The organism is Streptomyces sp. NPDC085524 (assembly GCF_044541755.1).
Lineage (GTDB): Bacteria > Actinomycetota > Actinomycetes > Streptomycetales > Streptomycetaceae > Streptomyces.
In genome coordinates, this window is sequence record NZ_JBITTH010000023.1 from 30489 (window position 1) to 56922 (window position 26434).

The window sequence follows — 26434 nt, forward strand, 5'->3', positions numbered from 1 at the left end:
GTCGGGCACAGCGCCCCCCTGCTGTCGATCGGATCGATCGGATCGATCGCGTTTCGGCGGCGGGGACCGGTGGGGTCCCCGCCGCCCTCCTGGGATCACACGGCGAGCGGCTCCAGGTCGCGGTGGACCCGCCGCTCGTCACGGGCGTACCGGGTCAGACCGTGCTCCTCGCCGAGCAGCCTCGTCAGCTCGCCGACCGCCTCCGCGCGCAGCCGGGCCGCCTCCTCCTTGCGGCCCATCGAGTCCAGGCTGACCGCCATGTTGGAGGCGCTGGCCAGGGTCTCCGGATGGTGTGCCCCGAGCGCCTCGCGCAGCCGCATCACCGCGAGCCGCTCCAGCTCCAGGGCGCCCTCCGGATCACCCAGGTCGGCCCGGGTGTTGGCCAGGTTGAGGTTGGCGAAGACCGTGTGCGGGTGGTTGTCGCCGAGCACGTCCCGCATCAGCCGGATCGTCTGCCGCAGCATGGTCTCCGCCGTGTCGGCGGCGCCCGTGCCCCAGTGGAAGACCGCCAGGTTGTTCACGGCCGCCAGGGTGTACGGGTGCCGCTCGCCCGGAACCTTCATGTACTCGTCCACCACCTCCTGCGCCAGGTCCCGGGCGGCCCCCGGATCCCCGGTCGCGAAGAGGTCCGAGGCCAGGTTCAGCTCGCAGGACAGCAGGTCCGGGTTGACCGAGGTGTACTTGGCCCGGTAGCGGGCCCGGGTGGCCGTGGTCAGCCGGAGCGCGTCCTCCAGCTGGCCCGCCCTGCGCAGCGACACCGCGAGGTTCTTCGCGGCCGCCAGGGTGCCCGGGAAGGCCCGGCCCAGCGTGCGCTTGTAGCTCTCGTACGTCCGGCTGAGCAGCTGCACCGAGTCCTCGTACCGGCCGACCTCGCGCAGGTCGCGGGCGAGGTTCTGCGCGGAGGACAGGGTGTACGGGTGCTCCGGCCCCAGCACCTCCGTGCGCAGGTCGTGCACCTCCTGGTCGATCTCGCGGGCTCTGGTGTACTGCCCCACGAGCCGCAGGTTCAGCGCCAGGTTGTTCGCCGCCGCCAGCGTGCGCGGGTGCGCCTCGTGGAAGATCTGGCTGAAGCCCTCGTGCGCGTCGGTCGCCAGCTCCATCGCCTCGCCGTACTGGCCCAGGGCGCCCAGCGTGTTGGCGAGACCGCTCATGGTCATGTACGTGTGCGGGTGCGAGGGGCCGAGGACGGCCTTCTGCCGCTCCAGCGTGACCTCGTCCAGCTCCTTCGCCTCCACGAACCGGCCCTGCGAGCGCAGGATGTTCGACAGGTGGAAGCGCAGGTACAGGTACTGCAGGTCGTCGTTGCCCAGCATCTCCTTCCAGGCTTCGCGCAGCTCCTCGCCGAGCGCGTACGCGGCCTTGAAGTCACCGCGCTTCCACAGGTAGCGGACCCGGTCGATCAGCAGGCGGCGGGTCTCCGGCTCCTTGCAGTACCGGGCCTCCGACGGGGTCAGGTGCGACCAGATCGTGTTGAACCGCGGCCAGGTCTCCGGGTTGTCGATCGGCTCGTCGTCGTCCGGGCGGGCGCCGGCCAGGATGCGGTGGACGGCGTGCCGGGCCTCGCGCTGCTCCTCCTCGCTCATCTGGGACCGGATCACCGCCTGGACCAGGCGGTGCACCTGGATGCTGTTGCTGACCTGGTCGACCTTGGCCAGCGCGAACCGGCCGATCTCCCGGATCACCCGGCCCAGCACCAGCTTCTCCTGCAGCGAGGAGTCGTACGGCTTGAGGGCGTCGATCATCTCCTTGCTGTAGAGCAGGTTCGCCGAGATCGGCTCCGGTGCCAGGAAGGCGCACAGCTGGAGCAGCCGCACGGCGGCGGGGGAGCGGGACTGCAGCCGCTCGATGGAGATGTTCCAGGTGGCGGCCACCGGCTCCGGGTATCCCGGCGGCTGGTTCAGACCGAGCACCCGGGCCGCCTGCTGGGCCAGCTGCTCGATGTACGCGGACACCGGGGTCGCGGTCTCCGCGATCCATGCGCCCGCCTGCTCGACGGCGAGCGGCAGGTCCCCGACCGCTATCGCCACCTGCTCGGCGTCCTCCTTGCTGAGCCCGGGGGCCCGGCGCTGGAGGTGCTCGATGGACTCCTCGCGCAGGAACACGTCCACCGGGAGCGCGTCGCCGTACTGCGACCAGGACTGGTTGCGCGAGGTCACCAGCACGTGGCCGGGCCCGCCCGGCGGGAAGAACCGCTTGAGCGTCTCGGGATCGTCCGCGTTGTCGAAGACCAGCAGCCAGCGCGAGGACGGCACCCCGCGCCGCAGCAGGTCGATCGCCTCCTGCGAGGCGGCCGCCATGTCCTCGCCGGTCTGCGCGCCGAGGCGTACGGCCAGCTCCGCGAGGGCCGCGACCACGTCGTCGGTCTGCTCCGAGGAGATCCACCACACCAGGTCGTAGTCGGCCATGAACCGGTGGACGTACTCCAGCGCCACCTGCGTCTTGCCGACGCCGCCGAGACCGAACAGGGTCTGCGGCTGCGGCAGCACCACGGAGATGCCGCCGCCGAGCTGGTCGCGCATCCGCTCCAGCACCATGGAACGGCCCGTGAAACCGGGGTTGCGGGGCGGCGCGTTCCAGATCTTGGGGACGGTCCCCGGGAACCGCGGTCCGGGCTGGGAGGCACTGGCCACGGTGTCCGTCAGGGCCGCCGGCCGCTCCACCGCGCGCAGCAGCGCCGTGGTCGCGTGGACCTCGTCGAGGCGGAACAGGTCGACCGGATTGCGGTCGATGTAGGGCGTGGCGAGGCGTACGTCGCCCACGCGCAGCGCGACCAGGTGGCGCCTGCCCCCGGTCGGGTCCTCGGCGGCCGCCCGCTCCCACACGTCCACGGCCCGGGCGGACTTGAGGTAGGCGCTGGAGAGCAGCACCACGGTCCGGGCCGCGTTGTCGACGCTGATGCCCGCACCGCCGATGGTGTCCCCGGAGTCCGCGCCGGGGGTCCGTTCGGCGGACACGTCCCGGGGGACGACGCGGAAGCCGGCCCGGGTGAGCACCGACTCGATCCAGTCGGCCCACATCCGGTTCTCGGCGACGTACGAGAGGAACAGGTCGGCGGGGAGCGCGGGGCGGCGGCGGGTGAAGGCGTCCCGGATGCGCAGGCGCACCTCCTCGCCGATGACCGGCATGGAGGTGATGGCGCCCTCGGTGACCACGGTGGTGAGCCGCTCGAAGGCGGAGAGCAGGGAGTTGGTGAGCCCGGCCTCGTCGCCGAAGGTGGCCAGGGTCTCCTCGTAGGCGTAGTAGGGACGGTAGGGGATCTCCACCGCGCCCCAGTAGGAGGTGAGTTCGTCCCCGACCAGCCCGTTGGGGAAGCGGTCGAACTTGATCCGGGCCAGCGCCCGGCCCGCGTCCGCCTTCTCCTTCTCGCCCTCGTCGATGCGCATCGGAACGGGGTAGATCTTGATGCCCCGGTCGTTGAACCGCTCGTCGATCTGCCGGGCCACCGAGGCGGCGCCGTCGATGGACTGGTCGGAGAGGGTGAAGCAGTCCACCAGGATGTCGGGGAGGTGGACCGTGCAGATGTCCGCGATGTCGGAGAGGCCGGTCCGGCTGTCGATCAGGACGTAGTCGTAGTTGCTCTTCATGTCCTCCCGTAAGGCGTCGAAGAAGAGCCCGCCGCCGAGCCGGTCGTAGAAGTTGTCCCAGTCGAAGGTGGAGACGGTCGCCGAGTACTCGCGGTTCTGCCGGCCCGCCGAGACGAAGTCCAGGGTGCCGCCGTCCGGGAACTCCCAGCCGAGGGTCTCGGGGGTGAGGGAGACGGCGTGCGGCTGGATCCGCGCGTAGTCCCGGTGCCAGTCGTCGGCGCGCTGCACCGGGCTGGTCGCGGCCCACGCGTACTCGCTGATCAGGTCGATGACCCCGGTGGTGGCCCCGAGGGTGGACGGGTCCAGGAACGGGTGGAAGAAGCGGTGCAGGCCCGGGGCCTCCAGGTCCCAGTCCACGGCGAGGACCCGCTTGCCGTTGGCCGCGAGGATCCAGGCGGTGTTGGCGAGCGCCATGGTGCGGCCCGTGCCGCCCTTGTACGAGTAGAAGGTGACGATGCGTCCGTCACGGCTGTCTTCGCTGTCACGACTCGCTGTCATCCGCGTCCCCCCGATCGGTGTCGTTGCTGTCGTGGCCGTGCTCTCTGTCTTCGGTGTCCTCGGCGTGCGCGCCGTCGTGGGCCCCGTCGTGGGCGCCGGCCGGGAAGGGCACTCTCGGCGGGGCGGGCGGCCCGCCCATTCCCATGGGGCCCAGCAGCCGCGGCCGTTCGATCTGGGTGTTGCCGGCCGGCAGGTACACCTGGGCGTGTCTGAGGAACTGCTGGGCGGCGGCCTCGACCACCTGCGGGAGGATCTGGCCGAGCGTCTCCATGCTGGCCACGCCGTTGGCGGCGGCCCGGCACGCGGCCCGGCCCTGCCGCATCTTGACGGGCAGGGTCTCCTCCAGCCGCCGGGCCAGCTCGGCCTCCTTCGCGCGGCTCTGGCTGTCGTAGCGGTTCCACGGCACCACCACGTTGATCCACGGGCGGTGCTCCTGGTCGAAGGCGGCCAGGCGCTGGCGGCGGTGCTCGTCCTCCACCGCCCACCGGTCGACGATCAGGATCTCCGGCCGGGTCGGCGGCTGCTTGCTGTCGAAGTGCCCGGCCTCGTCGTCGAAGGAGGCCACGGTGGTCTGGTAGTTGAGGTTCTTGACCAGGTCCTCGGCGACGTACGCGATGGGCCGCTGGGCGACCGGATGGTACGGGTTCCACTCCAGGGCGCTGTCCCCGTAGTACTCGGGGCTGCGGCCCTCGGGGAGGTCGTGCCGGGAGGCGGCCGCGACCGTGACGTGGAGGGTGCGGGAGGGGCCGCCGGCGGGACTCCCGGTGGTGCCGAAGGCGCTGGGGACCACCCGGTAGTCCACCGGCCGGACGGGGGCGAGGTCGACGTTCTTGCCGACCTGGACGATGCGCCGGGCCAGCTCGTACACGGCCTTCTCGTACTGCTCCGCGTAACCGCGCAGCTTGATCAGCCCGTACAGTCCGTCGGTGACGTAGCGCTCGCCGAAGGTGGTGTGGTTGAACTGCAACCGCTCGGCGGGGCCGGGTAGTTGCGAGGGCGGGACCGGCACCCATAACGCGGGCACGATGGCCTCGGGCGGCTGGCCGCCCGCGCTGACGGCCCCGTGCTGGATGGCTCGCTGCGCGAAGGCGAACCACTCCTTCCCGCACATCTGGCTGGTGAAGTACCGCGGTGAGAACAGGGGAACGAAGACGCGGCAGTTGGCGAGCGCCTCGGCGAGCCGTTCCGACCAGCCCTCACCGCTGCGTATGTCCCGGTCCATGAAGCCGACCGGGAATCCGGCGGGCAGGTCCGTCATCGCCATGACATGACCGCAGAGATCACGGAAGAGGCGCTCCACCCACATGTCCGGGTCGGGTCCCCCCGCTCCGAATCTCGGTGTATGCGCGTAGCTGAGAAAAAAGTACGGCTCCCCTTTTTTTGCGGGCACACGACCCCCGTCCCGAAGATTGCGAGCGAAGGAACATCATTCCGGAGCTGCTTCGCCGCATCCCCTCATCGTTCAGTCAATCAGCATCGGTTTTCGGTCATCCACTCAAGCGCGTGGTCAACGGCATCCGGAAGGGAGAAGAGCATGGCCGAGGCCCCTCCCACCCGTCCCCTGCGCACCTTGGAATCAGGGAACGCGCCGCCGATCACGGCGAAATCGCTGTCGTCCAGCGCGACGTCCTCGTAGGCGGTCCACTCCCCCTCTTGCAGGTGCCCCTGCCGGTCCTGCAGGTGTCCCTGCCTTCCCCCTGGAAGGTTCACCTTCACCACACACTCGTACATGCGCAAGGGGGGCTTCGGAATTCGATACTCCGCGAGATGGAAAGCGGAGCAGACGGAAAATCCCACATTGATCATGAGTACCTGGGCCCCCTCCCAGCACAGCTTTCCCAGCGGAGACTCCTCGCCCATGTGGCTTTCCAGCCGGTGCCCGGAACAGAGCCGCTGCGCGTCCCCGCCGACCGCGGCGAACGAGGTCTGCGGGTGGGCGCTGCGCGCGGCGCCGGGCGCGGTGCGGACGGCCTCGGCCAGCGCGCCCATGCCCTGGCTGGGGGTGCTCGCCGGGTCGAAGGCGGGCATCCGCTCCCGGAAGGCCAGCACCTCGGGCCCGGACATCCCGGAGATCCGCGCCAGGTGCGCACTGGAGGTGGTGGAGTTCTCCGGGGTGAACGCGGGGACCACGAGCGTCCCGCGCGGCCCGAGGACGCCCAGCAGGGCGTCCCGCAACGGCTCCGCGCCGAGCCCCGTGCCCCCGAGCGAGGCGTGCACCAGCAGCCGCATCCCCGGCCGCACCCCGAGCAGCCGCAGGTGCACGGCCAGGGCCAGTGCGCTTCGCGGCTCGCCTGAGGGAGTCCGGGCCGCCCCTGCCCGGGCCGCCCCTGCCCGGGCCGCCCCTGCCCGGGCCGCCCCTGCCCGGGCCGCCCCTGCCCGGGCCGCCCCTGCCCGGGCGGCCGGCGCCTGCTGCCCGCCTGCGGCCGGGCGGTCCTGCCGCCGGCCCGCGGCCGGTGCCGGGGCGGTGTTGCACCCGTTGGCCGGGCCGGAGGCCGTCACGCGTCGACCGCCTTCAGTTCCCAGCGGAGCTCCTCGACCAGGCGCTTGCCGGTGGTGGTCAGTTCGGCCGCCCCCGCGAGCCGGTCCAGGGCCTGGTGGATGCGGTCCGAGCCGGCCGGCTCCGGGGACTCCGTGGCCCGCCGGTAGGCCTCCACCGCCACCCGCTCGTGGACGTCCGCCAGCAGCCGGGACACCGGGACGGGGCGGGAGCGCCACGGCGAGGGGTGCTGCCACTCCCCGTCCAGCGCGTACAGGTCGGCCACCTCGGTCAGCGCCCGCAGCCGGGCCCGGCGCCGCCCGGTGAGCAGGGCCAGGGCGGTCTCCGCGACCCCCGCCGCATACGGCACCCCGAGCGCCCCCGGCCCGTGCCGGCCGGCCTCGCCCCAGTCCCCGGCCCGCGGGCCGCCCGCGAGCGGGGTCAGCGTGGTCAGCCCGCCGGCCGCCGCCCGGGCGAACTCCGGTACGGCGGAGCGCAGCAGGGCCCAGGCCTCGTCGAGGCGGCCCCGCCACTCCTCGGCCTCCCCGGCGCCGAGCCGCAGCCTGGGCGGGCGGGCGAAGCAGTTGCGGTACGGGTCGAGGTCCTCCAGTGCGACCGGCGCCTCCTCCGGCCCGGGCGACCAGGTCCGTACGGGCTGCCAGCGGGCGTCCCCCGCCGCGGGGCCGAAGCGGTGCTCGGTGCGGCCGTCCCGCGCGGCGTACCCGCCGTCGGTGACGCGCAGCACGGCCCGGCCCTCGGTGCCGGGCTCCCCGAGCCGCAGCAGCCCGAGCGTCGGCAGGTACACCTCGCCGTCCCGGAAGGCCACCTCGGCCGGCAGGTCCAGCCCGCCCCGCAGCACGGCCGCCGCCGCGAGCGCGGTCAGCCTGCGCGCGGACCCGGGGCCGTCCGGGGCGCCGGAGCCGTCCAGGGCCGCCAGGATCCAGGTACGGGTGAACGGGTGGTCCAGTACGGCGTCCAGCGCCTGCGCGCCCGCGTCCCCGGCCCGCTCCACCGCGCCGAGCAGCTCCCAGGCCCGGGCCCAGGCGGGCTCGGCGGCGAGGTCGGCGTGCAGGCGGGCCAGCAGGACCCGGGTCAGCTCCTCCTGGGAGCGGGCCAGCCGGTCGGGATCGGTCAGCTGCGGAGCGGTCGCGGCCGCCGCGGTACGGCCCTCGACCCCGTCCACGAGCTCGCGCAGATCGGTGCAGTACACGGAGGGGTTGTCGAAGCCGTTCGCGTCCCGGTAGCGGTGCGTGTAGAGGCCGCCGCCGCACGAACGTACGACGGGGCACCGGCGGCACGCGTCGCTGACGCCCGCGAGGCCCAGCTGCCGGGCGCGGACCCCGGGATGGGCCGCGACCTGGTCAAATGCATGGTCGAAGACGTTGAACCCGGTGGCCGCGGCGCCCTCGAAGGCGCTCTTGAGGGAGTCCACCTGCTCCAGCGTCCCGTCGGTCTCGACGACGACCAGGTCGGTGGGCGCGAGCCCGAGGGACTCGGTCAGGCTGGGCCCGCCGCGCAGCGTGGACAGCAGGGAGTCGAAGATCCGCACGGGGACCGGGCGTTCGCGGCGCTCCCAGTGGTCGAAGATCCGCAGGAGCCAGCGGGCGTACGCGTCGGAGGCGCCGTCGGGGCGGGCCGGGGGCGTCTCCCAGGTGGCGTGGGGGAGGAGGAAGTCGACCCGCGGCGGCTCCAGTTCGACGAGCGCGTCCAGAACGGCGACGGGGTCGTTGGCCACGTCCACGGTGCAGAGCAGACCCTGGTAGAGGTGGCGGTACGGCGCCGAGCGGAGCAGGTCGACGGCGGCCAGGACCAGCGGATGGCTCGTACGGCCGTCCGCGAACCGGCGGTGGCGGTCGTTGGCGGCGCGGTCCCCGTCGAGGGAGATGCCGACCCGGACGCCGAACTCGTCGAAGAGGTCGAGGTAACGGGTGCTGAGCTGGAGGCCGTTCGTGTGGATCCGCAGATCGAGGTCGGCGGTCCCGGCGAGGGCCCGGGTGAACTCCTCGCACACGAGGCGGAGTCGGTCAGGGCCCGCCAACAGGGGTTCCCCTCCATGGAGGATCACCGTGACGGAGGGGAGTGCATGGTCACGGGCATGTTCGGCGAGCCTGGACGCGGTGTGCGCGATCACCTCGGGGGAGATCACTTTCGGCCGGGCTCGCCAGCTCTGATCTGCGTGTTCGTAGACATAGCAATGATCACAAGCAAGATCGCATCTGCTGTGAACTTTCAGGACGATCTCGCGAAAAGCGATCAGGCCGGTCATTCCACCAGTCTAGAGCGCTTACTCAACTGTCAGAGAGCGGAGTTGAAGATGGGGGCCTGGACGGCGCGGCCGGATTCCGTCTGCAGCACCCGGCCGAGTGCGGCGGTCGCAGAGGCACTGCGGACGTCGATCCGGTCGAGCGGGACCCGGTCGGCCTTGACCGTGCAGGTCGGGGGGGTTGCGGAAGTGTTCACGACACCGTCCTCGGGGAAGCCATGGTGAATGGTCATGTGAATGACAGCAGCCACATGCTGATGTCAAGGGGGATATTACTTCGCCACACTCCATTGAGCGACCGAGACATGACGCCTGATCAACCGTTCTATAGAAAGCGTGCGGCATTACTCGAGGTCGGCTCATCGCCCGTTCGCCGCAAGGCAAGATCCTTTTCTCTTTCCGGAGGTCGCGGGGCGGCCGTACACCGGGCGTGGGACGGGCCTGACCTGCACAGAGCCCGGTCGGTAGGTTGGCCGGATGACCACCACACCGCTGATCCTGCTGTTGTCCGGAAGTCTGCGCGCCGGTTCCTCCAACGAGGCGGTGCTCCGCACCGCGCGCGCCGTGGCCGCCGAAGGCCCCGCACGGGTGAGCACGATCCTCTACGAGGGGCTGGCGGCCCTCCCGCACTTCAACCCGGACGACGACGCCGACCCCCTGCCGGAGCCGGTCGCGGCGCTGCGCACGGCCATCGACCGCGCGGACGCGATCCTGATCTGCGCCCCCGAGTACGCGGGCACGCTGCCGGGCTCCTTCAAGAACCTGCTGGACTGGACGGTCGGCGGCACCGAGATCAGCGACAAGCCCGTGGCCTGGGTGAACGCCGCGGCCCCGGGCCGCGGCGGGGGCGCGGAGGCCGCGCTGCGCACGGTCCTCGGCTACACCGGCGCGCAGGTCGTGGAGGACGCCTGCGTGCGGATCCCGGTGTCCGGGCAGCAGGCAGGGCCCGACGGGACCCTCGCCGATCCGGGGGTACGGGAACGGCTCGGCGAGGTGCTCGGCCTGCTGGCGGACGCCCGGGAGCGGTTCGCAGCCTAGTGCTGACCGGAAAGGTTCACCGGGACACCCCCTAGGCGGGCTGCTGTTCGCTGAGCGGGGGTGCGGGCAGGTCGCGCAGGAGCCAGGTGAGGACGTCGGGCAGCGCGCGCAGGGCCGCGAAGTGCGCGGCCGCCGGGTCGAAGGTGGTCGTGGCCCCCGGGATCCTGCTGGCCAGCCAGCGGGCGTGGCCGACGGGGGAGAACACGTCGAGCTCCCCGTGCCAGATCAGCACCGGGCAGCGGATGTCGGCGGGGTCGAAGCCCCAGGGGCTGCTGAAGGCGAGCATGTCGTCGATCCAGCCCCAGGCCGAAGTCCGCACCCCCTCCCGGTAGTTGCGCAGGAGCATCGCCCGCAGGCCGGCGTCCGAGACGATCATGCGGTCGCTGGCGGTCAGCTCGCGGCGCAGTTCGTCGAGGAGCCGCCCGGGGTCCCGGGCGATGCCGGCGGCGCGGGGGATGAGCCGGGCCGCCAGTTCCTCCGGGTCGCTGGAGGCGGTGGTGTACTCCTTCACGTTCGACGCGGCCATCCCGGCGAACCAGTCCAGGTCCTCCGCGTCCCGGGGGGCCATCGGCACCAGGGCCGCCGTGCGGGTCACCCGGTCCGGCAGCAGGGCGGCGCAGGCCAGGGCGCCGGGGCCGCCGCCGGAGCGGCCGGCCACCGCGAAGGTGTCGAAGCCCAGGGCGTCCGCGATGTCGGCGACGTCCTGGGCGACGTCGGCGACGGTGCGGCCGGGGTGGCGGTCGGAGCCCCCGTAGCCGGGCCGGTCGTAGGCGATGAGCTGCATGCGGCGCTGGTAGAGGACCATGCCCCGGGGGGCCGGCCCCAGTCTGCTGCCGGGCATGCCGTGGAGCAGGAACACCGGTTTGCCGTCCGGATCGCCCCAGCGCTCCACCGTGAGCGCCCGTCCGTCCGCGGCGCGCACCTGATTGCGCACGCACTGCCTCCCTCGCGGTCGATTCGACTGGTCACGGTGATTGTGCTCGCTGGGGGAGGAGTGCGGTAGGGCGCACTTCGCGCGAAATTCTTGTGAAAGTTTTCACAAACGCGCGGGGGTCTTTAGTCCTCCAGCATATGCCCAGGTCAACAGGGTGTTCTGGGGGGTGTGAACGGGCGTGAACGGGCCTTCCGTCCCTCGGGAAAGGGCTTTTTCGGTGCCGCCGATTCCGCTTTCGGGTGTCGAATTGGGGCATCGGGAAAACAGGTCCGCGCAGGCCTTCGGCCGGGGCGGGTTCGAAATGAAGGAGTTCCTGCCATGCAGGCCAACGAGATGGTGGACGGACTGGTCGAGCGGGCGCTGGGCGCGCTCGGCAGGTTCGAGTCGTTCAGCCAGGAGCAGGTCGACCACATCGTCAAGAAGGCTTCCCTGGCGGCCCTGGGCGCACACGGCGAGCTCGCGAGGCTCGCCGTCGAGGAGACCGGCCGCGGGCTCTTCGAGGACAAGGCGGTCAAGAACCTCTTCGCCTGCGAGCACGTCGTCAACTCGATGCGCGGCCTGAAGACCGCGGGCGTCATCCGCCGCGACGAACTCAACGGCATCACCGAGATCGCCGAACCCGTCGGCGTCGTCTGCGCGATGACCCCCGTCACCAACCCGACCTCGACCACGGTCTTCAAGGCGCTGATCGCCCTCAAGACCCGCAACCCGATCGTCTTCGCCTTCCACCCGTCCGCACAGAACTGCTCCGCCGAGGCCGCACGGATCGTCCGCGACGCCGCCGTCGCCGCCGGGGCCCCGGAGGACTGCGTGCAGTGGGTGACCGCCCCCTCGATGGAGGCGACCGCCGCCCTGATGAACCACCCGGGCGTCTCCACCATCCTCGCGACCGGCGGCAACGCGATGGTCAAGGCCGCCTACTCCTGCGGGAAGCCCGCTCTCGGCGTCGGCGCCGGCAACGTCCCGGCGTACGTGCACAAGAGCGCCAGGCTCGGCCGCGCGATCCACGACATCGTGCTCTCCAAGGCCTTCGACAACGGCATGATCTGCGCCTCCGAGCAGGCCGTCATCCTGGACGAGGAGGTCTACGAGCAGGGCATGGCCGAGTTCGGGCGGCTCGGCGCCCACGTGGTCTCCGCCGCCGAGAAGACCAAGCTGGAGCGGTTCGTCTTCGGCACGACGGCCCACGCCGCGGACGTCTCCGGCGCGAAGCTCAACCCGGCGGTCGTCGGCAAGTCCCCGCAGTGGATAGCCGAACAGGCCGGGTTCACCGTCCACGAAGGAACCTCCATCCTGCTCGCCGAGTGCGGCGAGGTCGGCGAGAACGAGCCGCTGACCCGCGAGAAGCTCTCCCCTGTGCTGGCCGCCCTGAAGGCCTCCGGCACCGAGCACGGCCTCGAACTCGCCGCCGCGATGGTCGAGTTCCACGGGCTGGGCCACAGCGCCGCCGTCCACGCCGAGGACGAGGAGCTCGTCGAGGAGTTCGGCAGGAGGGTGAAGGCGGTCCGCGTCATCGCCAACTCGCCCTCCGCCTTCGGCGGCATCGGCGACGTCTACAACGCCTTCCTGCCCTCGCTGACCCTCGGCTGCGGCTCCTACGGCCACAACTCGGTGTCCGACAACGTCACCGCGGTGAACCTGGTCAACGTCAAGCGGATCGGACGGCGCAACACCAACATGCAGTGGTTCAAGGTCCCGCCGAAGATCTACTTCGAGCGCAACTCCCTCCGGTACCTGGGTGAGATGGAGGGGGTCGGCCGGGTCTCGATCGTCACCGACAGGACCATGGTCGCCCTCGGCTTCGTGCAGAAGGTCACCGACATCCTCCAGGCCCGCGAGGGCTCCGTCGCCGTCCAGGTCATCGACGACGTCGAGCCCAACCCGGAGCTCGCGACGGTGCGGGCGGGCGCCGCGATGATGCGCGACTTCGGGCCCGACACGATCATCGGCCTCGGCGGCGGCTCCCCGATGGACGCCGCGAAGATCATGTGGCTGATGTACGAGCACCCGGAGGTGGAGTTCGCGGACGCCAAGGAGAAGTTCTTCGACGTCCGCAAGCGCGCCTACACCTTCCCCTCCCTGGGCGGGAAGGCCCGGATGGTCGCCATCCCGACCACCTCGGGCACCGGCTCCGAGGTCACCCCGTTCGCCGTCATCTCCGACCCGGCCGCGGCCCGGAAGTACCCCCTCGCCGACTACGCGCTGACCCCGGACGTCGCCATCGTCGACCCGGTCCTGGCGATGGGGCTGCCGCCCGCCGTGACCGCGGACTCAGGCTTCGACGCCCTCACGCACGCGACCGAGGCGTACGTGTCCGCGTACTCCAACGACTACACGGACGGCCTCTGCCTCCAGGCGATCAAGCTGATCTTCGAGAACCTCCGGCGGTGCGTCGTCGACGGGCCGAACGACCCCGAGGCCCGCGAGAAGATGCACAACGCCGGGACGATCGCGGGCATGGCCTTCGCCAACGCCTTCCTCGGCCTGGTGCACGCCATGGCGCACACCCTGGGCAACACCTTCCACGTGGCCCACGGCCGCACCAACGCGATCCTGCTGCCGCACGTGATCCGGCACAACGGCACGGTCTCCCACAAGGCCACCCCGTGGCCGAAGGCCGAGGTCTACCGGGCGCCGGAGCGCTTCCAGGAGATCGCGAGGATGCTGGGCCTGCCGGCCGCCACCCCCGCCGAGGGCGTCGAGTCGTACGCCAGGGCCGTCGAGGAGCTCCGCACCGGGTGCGGGATCCCCGCCTCCTTCGCCGAGGCGGGCATCGAGGAGCGGGCCTTCATCGAGGCCCTGCCGGTCCAGGCCCTGAACGCCTACGCCGACCAGTGCGCCCCCGCCAACCCGCGGATGCCGATGATCGACGACATGGAGCGGCTGATGCGCCAGGCGTACTACGGCACGCGGCCGGCCGCGTAGCGTCCGCCGACGACGGCGGGAAGCGGCCCGCCCGGGCAGCCGAAGGCCCGGGCGGGCCGTCCGCTATGCGCGGGGGATCAGGAGCGCCGCCGCCGAGCGGGCCTGCTCCAGGGCCCGGGCGCGGTCCGCGCCGCGCTGGCCCAGGACGACCCGGGTGCTCAGGCCGTCCAGCAGGGCGAGGAGCTCCGAGGCCCGGGCCGGGACGTCCATGGGGGCGAAGCGGCCCTGGTCCACGCCCTTGGCCAGCAGCGTCTCCAGGTCCCGCTGCCAGCTCTCGTCGATCTCCTCCTGGGCCGCCCTCAGCGGCTCGTTGGAGGCCGTGCGGGCCCACAGCTCGATCCACAGGGTCCAGCGCGGGTCGCGGGGCCCCTCGGGGAGGTAGAGCTCCAGGTACTGGTCGAGCTTTCGGGAGGCCGCCACCCGACGGCCGAGGAGTGCCCGGCGCTCCCCGGTGAGCAGCTCCTCGCTCCAGCGCAGCGCCTCCAGCAGCAGCCGGTCCTTGCTGCCGAAGTAGTACAGGATGTGCCCGCCGCTGGTGCCGAGCCGCTCGGCCAGCTTGGACATGGTCAGCGCGGCGAGCCCGTCCTCGGCGATCGCGGCCATGGCCTCTTCGAGCATGCGCTCCTGGGCGATCTGCCCGTCACGCCGCCGTGCCGCTCCTGCCACCGCTCCCGCCCTCCCTCTTCCTTGGCCAGACCTTATCCCGAGCAGGGTCTTGACGGCCGGGCGCTCCACCCTTCATCTTGAATGCCATTCAAGAACTTAGAACGCTGTTCAAGATCAGTCAGGGGTGTAGGCGGATGAGCGACGAGGTCTTCAAGGTCGAAACGCACGGCATCGACCCGATCCCGGACGAAGAGCGGCACGGCAGTGCCATGGACCTCTTCTGGCTCTGGTTCGGCTCCAACCTGACCTTCACCTACGTGATCAACGGCGCCCTGGCCGTGGCCTTCGGGCTCTCCTTCTGGCAGGCCACCGCCGTGGTCGTGGTCAGCGGGCTCTCGTTCTTCGCCGTCAGCGCCGCCGGGCTCAGCGGCATCCGCACCGGCACCGCCACCCTGGTCATCTCCCGCGCCGCCTTCGGCGTCCGGGGCAACTTCCCCGCCGGAGTGCTCAACTGGGTGGTGAGCATCGGCTACACCATCGTCAACACCGTCGTGGGCACCCTGGCGCTGGAACTGATCCTCGCCCAGACCGGCCTGGCGGAAGGGAAGCCGGCCCGCGCGCTCGCCCTCCTGATCACCCTCGCGCTGACCTTCACCGTCGCGATGTGGGGCCACGCCACCGTGCAGTTCGCCGAGCGCTGGGCGGCGTACGTGCTGGCCGCCGGGTTCGGCGCGCTCCTCGTCCTCGTCCTGCCCGGCGCCGACACCTCCGCCCCGTCCGCGGCGCCCGGGCTCTCCGGCTGGAGCCTGGCCTTCGTGGTCATGCTCGCCGGACCGTTCTCGTACCTGCCGATGCCCGCCGACTACACCCGCTACCTGCCCCGCACCACCTCGCTCCGCTCCCTCGCCTGGTATGGGGCGCCGGGTGGAGGTGTCTTGCGTCCGCAGGGCAGTAACTCCCTGCTATCATGTGGGCACCAGTAGCGATAGCCAAGTTGCTGGATTCGGCCGGTCATCGACCTGCCCGGCGGTCGGGAGGATCGTCGTACGGACGGACGCAAGCGCCGTCAAACCCGCCGGGGTGACCCAGGAGGGAGTCTTCGGCCCTTGGGGCAGAAGAGAACTCCAATCCTCCAGCCTGAACCTTCGAGTTCTTGGCAGTTGGCGGAGCCGGGAGACGGTCACGTCAGTAGTGGCCGTCACCGCGTTGGGCGGGGTCTTCCTCGCCGACATGCTGCTGCGCCGCTGCCACTACGACGCCGACGCGCTGCACGCCGGGAGCACGGGCGCCTACTGGTACCGCGCCGGCTACCACCCGGCCGGGATGGCCGCCCTCCTCGCCGGCATGGCCTTCGCCGCCCTGACCTGCGACTCCGCGCTGTGGACCGGGCCGCTCGTCGCCCCGCTCGGCGGCGCCGACCTCACCCTGCTCGGCTCGGTCGTCTCCGCGCTCGTGTACTGGGCCCTGGCGCGCCGCGGGGTGCCGGCGCCGCGCGTTCCCGAGGCCGTTCCCGCAACCTGACGCCGGGCCGCCGCCCGTCATCCCGTCCGCACCTGCCTCCCCTCCGCATCCCCTCCGCACCCGCACCCGCACCCGCACCGCAATGGAGCACACCCCGATGTCCCACCCCCTCCCCGCCGACCTGCTGCTCACCGGAGCCCGGATCCACACCGTGGACCCCGACCTCCCCGAGGCCGAAGCCCTCGCCGTCCGCGACGGGGTGATCGTCTGGGTCGGCCCCGACGCCGAGGCCGGCGCCTGGGCCGGCCCGGACACCGAGCGGATCGACGCGGCCGGGAAGCTGGTCCTCCCCGGCTTCGTCGACGCGCACAACCACGTCCGGCTCGGCTCCGACGACGCGTGCGTGCAGCTCGCCGGAGCGCGCACGCTGGAGGGCATCCACGAGCGGATCCTGGCCTGGAGGGAGGCCAACCCGGACGCCGCCTGGATCGAGGCCGAGGCCTTCGACTACTCCGCGATCCCCGACGGCCGGATGCCGACCGCCGCCGACCTGGACCCGGTCACCGGGGACACCCCCGCGCTCGTGCTCTCGTACGACGTCCACACGGCCTGGCTGAACACGGCGGCGCTGCGGCGCCTCGGCGTCACCCGCGACCGTACGGACCTGCCCTTCGGGACCGCGGCGGTGTCCCCGGAGACCGGCGAACCCACCGGATTCGTCAAGGACTTCGCCGTCAAGGGCCTCTCGCGCGACGGCCACCGCGCGCTGCGCGACCTGGGCGTGCCGTGGGCCTCGCCGGACCGGCAGTACGGGCGGCTCGCCAAGAGCCTCGACGACGCCATCGGCTTCGGCATCACCACGGTGGTCGAGCCGCAGAACTCCCTCGACGACCTGGAACTGTACGAGCGGGCCCGGGCGGAGGGCCGGCTGCGCTCGCGGATCGTGGCCGCGCTGTTCCATCCGAGGGGTACGGGCGACGCGGACCTGGCCGACTTCGAGGACGCGGCCCGCCGCTTCTCCGGCGACCGGCTGCGGGTCGGCCCGCTCAAGCTGTACATCGACGACGTGGTGGAGCCGCGCACGGCCGCGCTGCTGGAACCGTACGCGGGCTGCGGCGCGCACCGGGGCGAGACCTTCTACCCGGCCGAGGAGTTCGCGGAGCTGCTGGCGAAGCTGGACGCGCGGGGCTTCCAGTGCTTCGTGCACGCGACGGGCGACCGGGGCATCCGGACCGTCCTGGACGCGGTGGAACACGCGCGCACGGTCAACGGCCCGCGCGACGCCCGCCACCAGGTGGTGCACGTGGAGTGCCTCGACCCCGACGACGTACCGCGCTTCGCCGCGCTGGACGTGGTGGCCTGCATGCAGCCGAGGCACTGCGCACCGGAGATAGCGGGGCCGGGGCAGGACTGGGCCGAGAACGTGGGCGAGGAGCGGTGGCACAAGGCGTGGCCGATGCGGAGCCTGCACGAGGCGGGGGCGGTGCTGGCGTTCTCCAGTGACTGGAACGTCGCCGAGATGGACCCGATGGTCGGCATCTACACGGCGGTGACGCGGCGGTCCCTCGGCGGGGGCGGCGAGGCGTGGCAGCCGGGGGAGACGGTGGACGTGGAGACGGCCGTGCACGGCTACACGATGGGCTCGGCCTACGCGAACTTCCTGGAGGAGGAGCGGGGTTCCCTGACGGTGGGCAAGGCGGCGGACTTCGTGGTCCTGTCCCGGGACATCCTCACCGTCCCGGCGGAGCGGATCCCGGGCACGGTGGCGGAGACGGTCGTGGTCGCGGGGGAGGTGGTTCACCGGGCCCTGGCCGGGAGCTCGGCGGGCTGAGGGGCTTCCCCGGCGGTCCCGGCGGGGCTTCGTCCGGGGCTGCCCGGTTCCGACGGGGTCGGGTGTGTGCCGGGGCGCCCCCGCAGGGCGTCGGACACAACCGCCCCGGACATGCGGGCTCCCTGGAAACGTTCGACGCCCGAGGAGGTGTGCCCCGGCGCGCGCCCGGCACCGGCGGAACCCCCAGCCCCGCCCGAGCGGCGCAGCCACCCGGCGGGGGCGAAACCAGCCTCGCCGGCGTTCGAGGCGCGGGGTCTGGGGCGGAGCCCCAGGTCTTCGAGGCGCGCCCACCGCCCACCGCCGGGCCGCCCATCGCCGGGCCGCCCATCGCCGGGCCGCCCACCGCCGGGCCGCCCACCGCCGGGCCGCGGCCGCGTACGGCCACGTGTAACGCCATCGTGGACGGCGGACGACAGGTCCGTGTCCGAACGGCCTCGGCGGGCAACGGCCGTTGCAGCGCGGCCGGGCGGCTGGCTAGCTTCGGCGCATGCCCCGCGTTCCCGGTCTGACGAAGCGGCGCGCGATCGACCTCATGCGGGTCGCCGGCGCGCTGTGTCGGTGATCCCTTCCCCCCGGTCCCGCCGCCCCGCCCTTCCTCAGCCAGGAGTGTTCGTGAAGCCGTCCCGCTCTGCCCTGCTCACCTTCGGGTCCGCCTTGGTGCTCTCCGCCACGGTCGCCCTGCCCTCCGCCCAGGCCGCCGCCCCGGCTCACGGCCGCGGACGGCGGGGCGGTCGTGCGCGAGTGGTACGACACCACCGCGCAGACCATCGCCGTCGCAGGCGCGCCCACCCAGGTCACCAACAGCCGTACCTGGGCGATCAGCTGGCTCGCCGCCGCCCGTGCCACGCGGGAGGCCCCCGGCGGGCGCGGCCGCGGCGCGTTCCAGGACGCGGCCGTCGCCTCCGCCGTCCACGACGCCCTCGTCGCCCTCGCTCCGAGCCGGAAGGCCGAGCTCGACGCCGCGCTCGTCGGCAGCCTCGCGCGGATCCCCGACGGCCCCGCCGAGGAGCGGGGCGTCGCCGCCGGGGCCCGGCAGGCGAAGCTCGCGCTGGCCGACCGCGAGGGCGACGGACTCGACCCCGCGTCGGTGAACGCGCCGTTCGCCGTGCCGACCGCCGCCCCCGGGGTCTGGCAGCCGACGCCCGCCGGCTACGCCCCCGCCGCGCAGTACGGCAACCGCGTCGCCAAGCCCTTCCTGCTCGATTCCCCGGCGCAGTACCGGGTGGGCCCGCCGCCCGCGCTCGACTCGCAGCGGTACCGGACGGACCTGGAGGAGGTGCGCGCGTACGGGAAGTCCGACAGCCCGGTGCGCACCCCGCAGCAGACGGAGACCGCCACCTTCTGGTACGGCTCCTCGCTGACCCTCTACACCGAGCCCCTGCGGGTGGCGCTGACCCGCTCGCACGGATCGGTCGCCGATCAGGCCGGGCTGGTGGCCCTGTTCCACACCGCCCTGGTCGACACGCAGATCGCCACCTCCGACAGCAAGTACGCGTACACCCGCTGGCGCCCGGTCACGGCGATCCGCACCGGCTCCATCGGCACCGACCCGGCCTGGAGCCCCCTCCACAACACTCCGGCCCACCCGGACTACCCGAGCGGCCACGGCACGTACGCCGGCGCCGCCGAGGCGGTGCTGGACGCGCTGGCCGGGCCCCGTACGGCCCCGTACACCCTGACCAGCCCGACCGCGCCCGGGGTCCGGCGGACGTACACGAGCTGGGAGCAGCTGACGCGCGAGAACGTCGACGCGCGCGTCTTCTCGGGGATTCACAGCCGCTCCGCCGACGAGGCGGGAGTCGCCCTCGGCCAGGCGGTCGGCCACCACGCCCTGCGCGGGGCCGGTCAGCTGCTGAGGCCGCTGCGCTAGACCGTCTCACCCCTCCGTCCCCTCGCCGGCGAAGCGGGGGACGGAGAGGGAGTCGCCGGGGAGCCCGCTGCCCACCGCGGCCCCCGGCCGGCCCCGGCGGAAGGCCGCGCAGGCCAGGGTGACCGCCGAGCCGAGCACCGCCCAGCCGGCCAGCACCAGCATCGGGCCGCCCGCGCCGTTGCCCTTGAAGTACGAGATGGAGCGCGCGGCGTACGTACCGGCGCCCGGCGGCAGGGCCGGGCCGATGGCGCTCCAGAACGGCGGCAGCAGCGGGTACGGGTAGGCGCCGCCCGCGCTCGGGTTGCCGAGCACCACGACCAGCAGGATCGCGAGGCCGATGCCGACCACGCCCGCCAGTCCCTGGAAGGCCAGGGTGATCGCGCCGACCGCGAAGACGACCAGGGTGCCCAGTCCCCACAGGCCCATGATGCTGCCGGGCAGCGCGTCCAGGACCGGGCCCGCGATGAGCGTGCCGAGCAGGCCCGCGGCGATCGAGTACAGGAGCAGCGCGCCGAGCCGGATGATGGCGCGGGCGGAGTTCGCGGGCCGGGCGCCGGCGCTGATCGCGAGGATCGCGGCGCACAGGTAGCCGCCCACGCACCAGCCGATGACCAGGTAGAAGGAGCTCAGGCCGCGGGCGTCGCCCTTGTCCGCCGGGGCCACGTCGGTGATCTTGAGGGTGCGCCCCTGGGCCTTCTCGACGATGCCCACGACCTCTGCCAGCGCCTGGGAGAGCGAGGCGCCGGCGCCGGAGGCGACCAGCAGCTCGTCGGTGGTGCCGGCCGGGTTGACGATCAGCGCACCGTCCACGTCCCGGTTCTCGATCTGCTCGACCGCAGTGGCCCTGTTCTGGACCGCGGTGGCGTCGAGCGGTTTGCCGGGCAGGCCGTCGAGCTGCTTCACGGTCCGCTCGGTGAGCTGCTCGACGGGGGCGGCCACCGCGATCGGGATCTCGCTGGGCTTCGGCTGGTGGAAGGCCCCGATGTACGAGGTGATGAAGGCGAGCTGGAGGGCCAGTACCCCCAGGACCAGCAGGGCCGCCCGGACGGTCACGGCGTCCTTGATCTCGGCGAGGAAGCCGCCGGACGGGCCTGCGTCGGTGCTCTCGGTGCGCTGGGTCATGCCCCCACGCTCGGCGGGGCGGGTACGGGGCGCAGCAGGGGTGGGCCGAACGGATGATCTCCATGTGGAGGGTCGAACAAGTGTTTCGCACGGGTATTCGAATTGCTCTATGGTGGAGCCGGGGGAGGTGTACTACGAGCGAAGCAGGAGGCCGCGGGTGCCTGGTTTTACGCATCTGCACACCGTTTCGGGGTTCTCCATGCGCTACGGAGGCTCGCACCCGGAACGGCTGGCGGAGCGTGCCGCCGAGCGGGGCATGGACGCCCTCGCCCTGACCGACCGCGACACCCTCGCAGGTGCGGTGCGGTTCGCGAAGGCGTGCGCGAACGAGGGCATCCGGCCGCTGTTCGGCGCGGACCTGGGCGTGTCGCCTGCGGGCGGCAGTACGGAGTCGGCCGGGTCGGGGGGCTCGGCCGGCCCCGGTGAGACCTCCTACCGGCGGCGGATCCCCGTCAAGGGCGGGGCCTTCGTCGACGAGTCCGCCGCCCGGGCCGTCTTCCTGGCCCGGGACGGGGCCGCCGGATGGTCCGAGCTGTGCCGGATGATCACCGCCGCGCACGCGGGCTCCGCCGGCGCCGGGCCCGCGCGGGATGCAGGAGGGCAGCCCGTGGTGCCCTGGGAGGCGTTGCGCGGGGAAGGCGTCTTCGTGCTGCTCGGGCCCGGCTCCGACGTGGGGCGGGCCCTCGCCGAGGGGCGGCCCGACCGGGCCGCGCGGCTGCTCGCGCCCTGGCGGGAGGTGTTCGGGGACGCGGTCCGCCTGGAGGCCGTCCACCACGGCCGCACCGGTACCGGCTCCGGCTCGCTGCGGCTGGCCGCCCGTACCGTCGGCTTCGCCGCCGAGCAGGGCGTCCCGGCCGTGCTGACCAACGCCGTCCGGTACGCCGACCCCGGCCAGGGCCCGGTCGCCGACGTCCTCGACGCCGCCCGCCGGCTCGTCCCCATCGATCCGCGCAGCCCCCGTTACCCGCTCGACACCGGCGAGCGCTGGCTCAAGGCGCCCGCCGCCATGGCCGAGGCCGCCGACCGCATCGCCCAGGCCGCCGGCCTGCGCCCCGCCGACGCCCGCCGGCTGCTCGCGGAGACCCGGCACACCTCCGAGGCCTGCTCCGTGGACCCCGAGGACGACCTCGGCATGGGCTCCGTGTACTTCCCCGAGGCCCGGCTCGTCGGCGCGGCCCACCGCACCGCCCAGCGGGTCCTCGCCTCCCGCGCTTCGGCCGGCATGGTGCTGCGCGGTTATGCGGACGACCCCGCGTACTGGGAGCGGATGCACCACGAGCTCGACATCATCGCCCACCACGGCTACGCATCGTACTTCCTGACGGTCGCCCAGGTCGTGGACGACGTACGGCAGATGGGCATCCGGGTGGCCGCCCGCGGCTCCGGTGCGGGCTCCCTCGTCAACCACCTCCTCGGCATCGCGCACGCGGACCCCGTCGAGAACGGCCTGCTGATGGAGCGGTTCCTGTCCAAGCGCCGCCGGGTCCTGCCCGACATCGACATCGACGTGGAGTCCGCCCGCCGGCTGGAGGTCTACCGGCGGATCATCGACCGGTTCGGCGCCGAGCGCGTCGCCACCGTCTCCATGCCCGAGACCTACCGGGTCCGGCACGCCATCCGCGACGTCGGCGCCGCCCTGTCCATGGACCCGGCCGCCGTCGACCGGCTCGCCAAGGCCTTCCCGCACATCCGGGCCCGCGACGCCCGCGCCGCACTACAGGAACTTCCCGAACTCCGCGACGTACGGGGGGAGTCGCACGGGCGGCTGTGGGAGCTCGTCGAAGCGCTGGACGCGCTGCCGCGCGGAATCGCCATGCACCCGTGCGGGGTGCTGCTCTCCGACGCCTCCTTGCTCGCCCGCACGCCCGTGGTGCCCACCAGCGGCGAGGGCTTCCCGATGTCCCAGTTCGACAAGGACGACGTGGAGGCGCTCGGGCTGCTCAAACTCGACGTGCTGGGCGTCCGGATGCAGTCCGCGATGGCCCATGCCGTCGCCGAGATCCGGCGCGGTACGGGGAAGGAGCTCGACCTGGACGACCCGGCGCAGGTCCCGCCGGGCGACGGGGCCACGTACGAGCTGATCCGCTCGGCCGAGACGCTGGGCTGCTTCCAGATCGAATCCCCGGGCCAGCGGGACCTGGTCGGGAGGCTCCAGCCGTCGACCTTCCACGACCTGGTCGTCGACATCTCGCTGTTCCGGCCGGGGCCGGTGGCCGCCGACATGGTGCGGCCGTTCATCGAGGCCCGGCACGGGCGGGCACCGGTGCGCTTCCCGCACGAGGACCTCGCGGACGCGCTGCGCGAAACGTACGGGGTGGTGGTCTTCCACGAGCAGATCATCGAGATCGTGAACGTCATGACCGGCTGCGGACGGGACGAGGCGGACCGCGTGCGGCGCGGACTGTCCGACCCCGATTCGCAGGGGCGGATCAAGGCCTGGTTCGCGGCGACGGCGCACGGGCGCGGCTATCCGGCGGAGGTGGTCGACCGGACCTGGGAGATCGTGGAGGCCTTCGGCTCGTACGGCTTCTGCAAGGCGCACGCGGTGGCCTTCGCCGTGCCCACGTACCAGTCGGCGTGGCTCAAGGCGCACCACCCGGCGGCCTTCTACGCCGGGCTGCTCACGCACGATCCGGGGATGTACCCGAAGCGGCTGCTGCTGGCCGACGCCCGACGGCGGGGCGTGCCGGTGCTGCCGCTGGACGTGAACCGGTCCGCGGTCGCCCACCGCATCGAACTGGTGTCCGATGCGTCTGCTTCTCCTGCCCGGGCGGTGTGGGGGCTGCGCCTCGGCCTGTCCGACGTCCACGGCGTCAGCGGAGCCGAGGCGGAGCGGATCGAGGCCGGGCAGCCGTACGCCTCCCTGCGCGACTTCTGGGACCGGGCCCACCCGGGGCGGCCGGTTGCGGAACGGCTGGCGCAGGTCGGCGCGTTGGACGCCTTCGGGGCCAACCGCCGTGACCTGCTGCTGCACTTGACGGAACTGCACGGGGCGCAGCGGGCCGCCGGGGTGCGGGGTGGGAGCCGGGGAGGTGGCCAACTCCCGCTGGAGGGAGGCCGGTCCACGGCCTCCGTCGGGCTGCCGGACCTCTCCGACGCGGAGCGGCTCAGCGCCGAGCTGGGCGTCCTCGGCATGGACACCTCGCGGCACCTGATGGCGGACCACCACGCCTTCCTGGCCGAGCTGGGGGCCATCCCGGCGCGGCGGCTGCGGGACACCCGGCACGGGCAGACCGTACTGGTCGCGGGGGCCAAGGCGGCCACCCAGACCCCGCCGATCCGGTCCGGGAAGCGGGTCATCTTCACGACCCTGGACGACGGGACGGGCCTGGTCGACCTGGCCTTCTTCGACGACAGCCACGAGCGCTGCGCGCACACCGTCTTCCACTCCTTCCTGCTGCTGGTGCGGGGTGTCGTGCAGCGGCGCGGCCCGCAGAGCCTGAGCGTGGTCGGGGCGGCGGCGTGGAACCTGGCGGAACTGGTGGAACTGCGGGCCGCGGGCGGCCTGGACGCGGTGGCGGCCCGCCTGGCTGCTTCCGGCGAGGGTGCGGGTGCGGGTGCCTCCGGCGAGGGTGCTGCCGGTGCGGGTGCCTCCGGTGCGGCCGACGGTGACGGCGATGGCGGCGGTGCGGCCGGCGGGCAGGGGCCCGGCCGCCGGATCCGCATGTCCACGGGGTACGAGATGAACCCCTGGGCCGACCTCCAGCCGCCGGGCGAGGGCCCCGCGACCGGCCGCAAGCTCTGGCACTCCAGCCCGGGGAGCGCGGGATGACGACCGGGCGGGCCGTCATGTGCCTGCGGCTCCGCCCCGTCGGCGGGGGACCGCTCGGGGCCGAGGCGTACGCCGGGGTGCTCGCGCTGCTCGGCGGGCTGACCCCGGCCGTGCAGGCGCTGCCGCCCGACGCCGTGCTCGCCGATGTCCGGGGCGCGCTGCGGTACTTCGGCTGTGACGCCGGCTGGCTGGCCTCCGTGATCCGGGTGCGGGCCCTCGCCCTGTACGGGGTGGACACCGCCGTCGGCGTGGCCGGCAACCCCATGCTGGCCCGGGCGGCGGCCCGCGAGGCCCGGCCCGGCGGGACCCTGCTGATCCCCGACGAGCCCGCCGCGGTACGGGAGTTCCTCGCCGGGAAACCCGTCGGCGCCCTCGACGGGGTCGGCCCCAAGGCCGCCCGCACCCTGTGCTCCTACGGTCTCGACTCCGTCGGCCGGGTCGCCGCCGCACCGCCCGCGGCACTGCGGCGGATCCTCGGGGCCCGGCTCGGCCGTGAGGTGCACGAGCGCGCCCTGGGCATCGACCGGACCCCCGTCCGGCCGGGATCCGCCGCCCGGACCGTCGCCGCCGAGCGGGCCTTCGACCTGGACGAGCTGGATCCGGCACGGCACCGGCGGGCGCTGCTCTCGCTGACCGAGGAGGTCGGCGCCCGGCTTCGTACACAGGAACAGGGCCGGGGCCAGGTCTGCCGGACCCTCTCGCTCACCGTCCGCTGCGCCGACCGCACCACCCTCACGCGCACCCGCACCCTCGGCGAACCCACCGCGCACACCCCCGCCCTGACCGCCGCGGCCTACGCCCTCTACGACGGCCTCGGCCTCCAGCGGGCCAGGGTCCGCGCCCTGTCCCTGCGGGCCGAGGACCTGGGCCCGGCCGAAGGGGCCGCGCGGCAGCTCAGCCTCGACCCCGACGACGAGAAGGCCCGCCGGCTGGAGGCCGTCACGGACCGGGTGCGCGCACGCTTCGGGCCGCACGTCATCGCGCGGGGCACGCTCGCGGCGTGACGGCGCTGCCACAGAGGGACGCTCGACACGCGAATTTTTACCGACGCGTAACTTCCAAGTCTTGCTACTCGCCCGTAATTTAGCGGCAGCAGCGCCCCTTTGTGATCCGGATCACGGGACGAACCCCCACGCCCCATCCCCTTGAGTCGAACGCAAGGAGATCACACGATGCTGCCCTGGAGACGACTGCTCCGCCAACTGGCCGTCCTCACCCTCACCGCCGCCGCGCTCGTCGCCCCCGCCGGCGCCGCGCAGGCCTCGACGGCCCCCACCAGCGGTTGGAACAACTGGTCCTGCAAGCCGTCCGCCGCGCACCCGCGCCCCGTCGTGCTCGTGCACGGCACCTTCGGCAACTCCTGGGACAACTGGCTCGGCCTCGCCCCGTACCTGGTGAACCGCGGCTACTGCGTCTACTCGCTCGACTACGGACAACTGCCCGGCGTGCCCCTCTTCAACGGCCTCGGACCCATCGACAAGTCCGCCGGGCAGCTCGCCGTCTTCGTCGACAAGGTGCTCGCCGCCACCGGCTCCGCGAAGACCGACATCATCGGGCACTCGCAGGGCGGCATGATGCCGCGCTACTACCTGAAGTTCCTCGGCGGAGCCGAGAAGGTCAACGCCCTGGTGGGGCTCGCCCCCGACAACCACGGCACCGACCTGCTCGGCTTCACCAAGCTGCTCCCGTACTTCCCCGGCGCCGAGGACCTGATCACCACGGCGACCCCGGGCCTCGCGGACCAGATCGCCGGATCCGCCTTCCAGCAGAAGCTGAACGCGGGCGGGGCCACCGTCCCCGGCGTGAAGTACACGGTGATCGCGACCAAGTACGACGAGGTGGTCACCCCGTACCAGACGCAGTTCCTGACCGGCTCGAACGTCCGCAACGTCGTGCTCCAGGACCTGTGCTTCCTGGACCTCTCGGAGCACGTCGCCATCGGACTCACCGACCGGATCGCCTGGCACGAGGCGCTCAACGCCCTCGACCCGGCGCACGCCGAACGGACCACCTGCGCCTCGGTCTTCGACTGACGGAAGACGGCGGCCGGCCGG

At 72.9% G+C, this 26434-nt stretch carries 18 protein-coding genes; 10 read left to right on the top strand and 8 right to left on the bottom strand.

What is annotated here, in order from left to right; translation table 11 throughout:
- Positions 1-95 precede the first annotated feature (95 nt).
- From fxsT to fxsA, 5 genes are all read right to left on the bottom strand, one after another.
- On the bottom strand, positions 96-4082 hold the full coding sequence (gene fxsT / locus ACIGFK_RS30105; RefSeq protein WP_376660076.1) for an FxSxx-COOH system tetratricopeptide repeat protein: 3987 nt from the start codon (positions 4080-4082) through the stop codon (positions 96-98).
- On the bottom strand, positions 4066-5472 hold the full coding sequence (locus ACIGFK_RS30110) for a TIR-like protein FxsC (protein ID WP_386465676.1): 1407 nt from the start codon (positions 5470-5472) through the stop codon (positions 4066-4068). Before ACIGFK_RS30110 ends, fxsT begins: the two co-directional genes overlap by 17 nt.
- Positions 5473-5552: 80 nt before the next feature.
- Entirely contained in the window at positions 5553-6311 is a 759-nt protein-coding gene (locus ACIGFK_RS30115; RefSeq protein WP_386465679.1) for an aminoglycoside N(3)-acetyltransferase, read from the bottom strand.
- A gap of 266 nt (positions 6312-6577) precedes the next feature.
- Complete coding sequence (gene fxsBH / locus ACIGFK_RS30120; RefSeq protein ID WP_376661970.1) at positions 6578-8824, bottom strand: radical SAM/SPASM protein FxsBH, inactivated beta-hydroxylase extension form; 2247 nt, start codon at positions 8822-8824, stop codon at positions 6578-6580.
- Positions 8825-8853: 29 nt separating this feature from the next.
- Positions 8854-9018 (bottom strand): FxSxx-COOH cyclophane-containing RiPP peptide, encoded by a 165-nt coding sequence (fxsA, locus tag ACIGFK_RS30125; RefSeq protein WP_376661971.1) that lies wholly within the window; start codon positions 9016-9018, stop codon positions 8854-8856.
- A 280-nt stretch (positions 9019-9298) separates the two neighbouring features.
- Here fxsA and ACIGFK_RS30130 point away from each other — a divergent pair, with 280 nt between their 5' ends.
- Complete coding sequence (locus ACIGFK_RS30130; RefSeq protein ID WP_376661972.1) at positions 9299-9859, top strand: NADPH-dependent FMN reductase; 561 nt, start codon at positions 9299-9301, stop codon at positions 9857-9859.
- 31 nt (positions 9860-9890) lie between these two features.
- Here ACIGFK_RS30130 and ACIGFK_RS30135 read toward each other — a convergent pair whose 3' ends face one another.
- Entirely contained in the window at positions 9891-10793 is a 903-nt protein-coding gene (locus ACIGFK_RS30135) for an alpha/beta fold hydrolase (protein ID WP_376661973.1), read from the bottom strand.
- A 318-nt stretch (positions 10794-11111) separates the two neighbouring features.
- Here ACIGFK_RS30135 and adhE point away from each other — a divergent pair, with 318 nt between their 5' ends.
- Positions 11112-13718, top strand: a complete 2607-nt coding sequence (gene adhE, locus ACIGFK_RS30140; RefSeq protein ID WP_400054344.1) for a bifunctional acetaldehyde-CoA/alcohol dehydrogenase — start codon at positions 11112-11114, stop codon at positions 13716-13718.
- Between the two features lie 63 nt (positions 13719-13781).
- Here adhE and ACIGFK_RS30145 read toward each other — a convergent pair whose 3' ends face one another.
- Positions 13782-14384, bottom strand: coding sequence for a TetR/AcrR family transcriptional regulator (locus ACIGFK_RS30145; protein WP_376655966.1), 603 nt, complete (start codon positions 14382-14384; stop codon positions 13782-13784).
- A 134-nt stretch (positions 14385-14518) separates the two neighbouring features.
- Between ACIGFK_RS30145 and ACIGFK_RS30150 the strand changes: the two genes are divergently transcribed.
- The 5 genes from ACIGFK_RS30150 (at position 14519) to ACIGFK_RS30170 (ending at position 19486) form a co-directional block, all read left to right on the top strand.
- On the top strand, positions 14519-15307 hold the full coding sequence (locus tag ACIGFK_RS30150; protein WP_376655965.1) for a purine-cytosine permease family protein: 789 nt from the start codon (positions 14519-14521) through the stop codon (positions 15305-15307).
- Between the two features lie 208 nt (positions 15308-15515).
- On the top strand, positions 15516-15845 hold the full coding sequence (locus ACIGFK_RS30155) for a cytosine permease (protein ID WP_376655964.1): 330 nt from the start codon (positions 15516-15518) through the stop codon (positions 15843-15845).
- Positions 15846-15942: 97 nt separating this feature from the next.
- On the top strand, positions 15943-17616 hold the full coding sequence (locus tag ACIGFK_RS30160; protein WP_400054347.1) for an amidohydrolase: 1674 nt from the start codon (positions 15943-15945) through the stop codon (positions 17614-17616).
- A gap of 487 nt (positions 17617-18103) precedes the next feature.
- Positions 18104-18178, top strand: a complete 75-nt coding sequence (locus ACIGFK_RS30165) for a putative leader peptide (protein ID WP_376655971.1) — start codon at positions 18104-18106, stop codon at positions 18176-18178.
- Positions 18179-18349: 171 nt separating this feature from the next.
- Positions 18350-19486 (top strand): vanadium-dependent haloperoxidase, encoded by a 1137-nt coding sequence (locus tag ACIGFK_RS30170; protein WP_400054349.1) that lies wholly within the window; start codon positions 18350-18352, stop codon positions 19484-19486.
- 6 nt (positions 19487-19492) lie between these two features.
- On the opposite strand, the gene ACIGFK_RS30175 is transcribed toward ACIGFK_RS30170, so the two are convergent.
- Positions 19493-20608 carry a DUF3533 domain-containing protein gene (locus ACIGFK_RS30175; protein ID WP_376655961.1) on the bottom strand — a complete coding sequence of 372 codons (1116 nt, stop codon included), beginning with the start codon at positions 20606-20608 and terminating at the stop codon, positions 19493-19495.
- A gap of 109 nt (positions 20609-20717) precedes the next feature.
- On the opposite strand from ACIGFK_RS30175, the gene ACIGFK_RS30180 reads away from it, so the two are divergent.
- The 3 genes from ACIGFK_RS30180 (at position 20718) to ACIGFK_RS30190 (ending at position 26413) form a co-directional block, all read left to right on the top strand.
- Complete coding sequence (locus ACIGFK_RS30180; protein WP_400054351.1) at positions 20718-24380, top strand: DNA polymerase III subunit alpha; 3663 nt, start codon at positions 20718-20720, stop codon at positions 24378-24380.
- Entirely contained in the window at positions 24377-25384 is a 1008-nt protein-coding gene (locus ACIGFK_RS30185) for a hypothetical protein (protein WP_400054353.1), read from the top strand. The genes ACIGFK_RS30180 and ACIGFK_RS30185 overlap by 4 nt, the downstream gene beginning before the upstream one ends.
- 168 nt (positions 25385-25552) lie before the next feature.
- A complete protein-coding gene (locus tag ACIGFK_RS30190; RefSeq protein ID WP_400054355.1) occupies positions 25553-26413 on the top strand; it encodes an esterase/lipase family protein in 861 nt (286 codons plus the stop codon).
- The last annotated feature ends 21 nt before the right edge of the window (positions 26414-26434 follow it).

Bases quoted from the DNA above. Each gene is read 5' to 3' on its own strand.
- fxsT (WP_376660076.1), bottom strand. From the start codon at position 4,082: ATGACAGCGAGTCGTGACAGCGAAGACAGCCGTGACGGACGCATCGTC.
- ACIGFK_RS30115 (WP_386465679.1), bottom strand. From the start codon at position 6,311: ATGCGGCTGCTGGTGCACGCCTCGCTCGGGGGCACGGGGCTCGGCGCG.
- fxsBH (WP_376661970.1), bottom strand. From the start codon at position 8,824: ATGACCGGCCTGATCGCTTTTCGCGAGATCGTCCTGAAAGTTCACAGC.
- ACIGFK_RS30130 (WP_376661972.1), top strand. From the start codon at position 9,299: ATGACCACCACACCGCTGATCCTGCTGTTGTCCGGAAGTCTGCGCGCC.
- adhE (WP_400054344.1), top strand. From the start codon at position 11,112: ATGCAGGCCAACGAGATGGTGGACGGACTGGTCGAGCGGGCGCTGGGC.
- ACIGFK_RS30150 (WP_376655965.1), top strand. From the start codon at position 14,519: ATGAGCGACGAGGTCTTCAAGGTCGAAACGCACGGCATCGACCCGATC.
- ACIGFK_RS30160 (WP_400054347.1), top strand. From the start codon at position 15,943: ATGTCCCACCCCCTCCCCGCCGACCTGCTGCTCACCGGAGCCCGGATC.
- ACIGFK_RS30175 (WP_376655961.1), bottom strand. From the start codon at position 20,608: ATGACCCAGCGCACCGAGAGCACCGACGCAGGCCCGTCCGGCGGCTTC.
- ACIGFK_RS30180 (WP_400054351.1), top strand. From the start codon at position 20,718: ATGGTGGAGCCGGGGGAGGTGTACTACGAGCGAAGCAGGAGGCCGCGG.
- ACIGFK_RS30185 (WP_400054353.1), top strand. From the start codon at position 24,377: ATGACGACCGGGCGGGCCGTCATGTGCCTGCGGCTCCGCCCCGTCGGC.
- ACIGFK_RS30190 (WP_400054355.1), top strand. From the start codon at position 25,553: ATGCTGCCCTGGAGACGACTGCTCCGCCAACTGGCCGTCCTCACCCTC.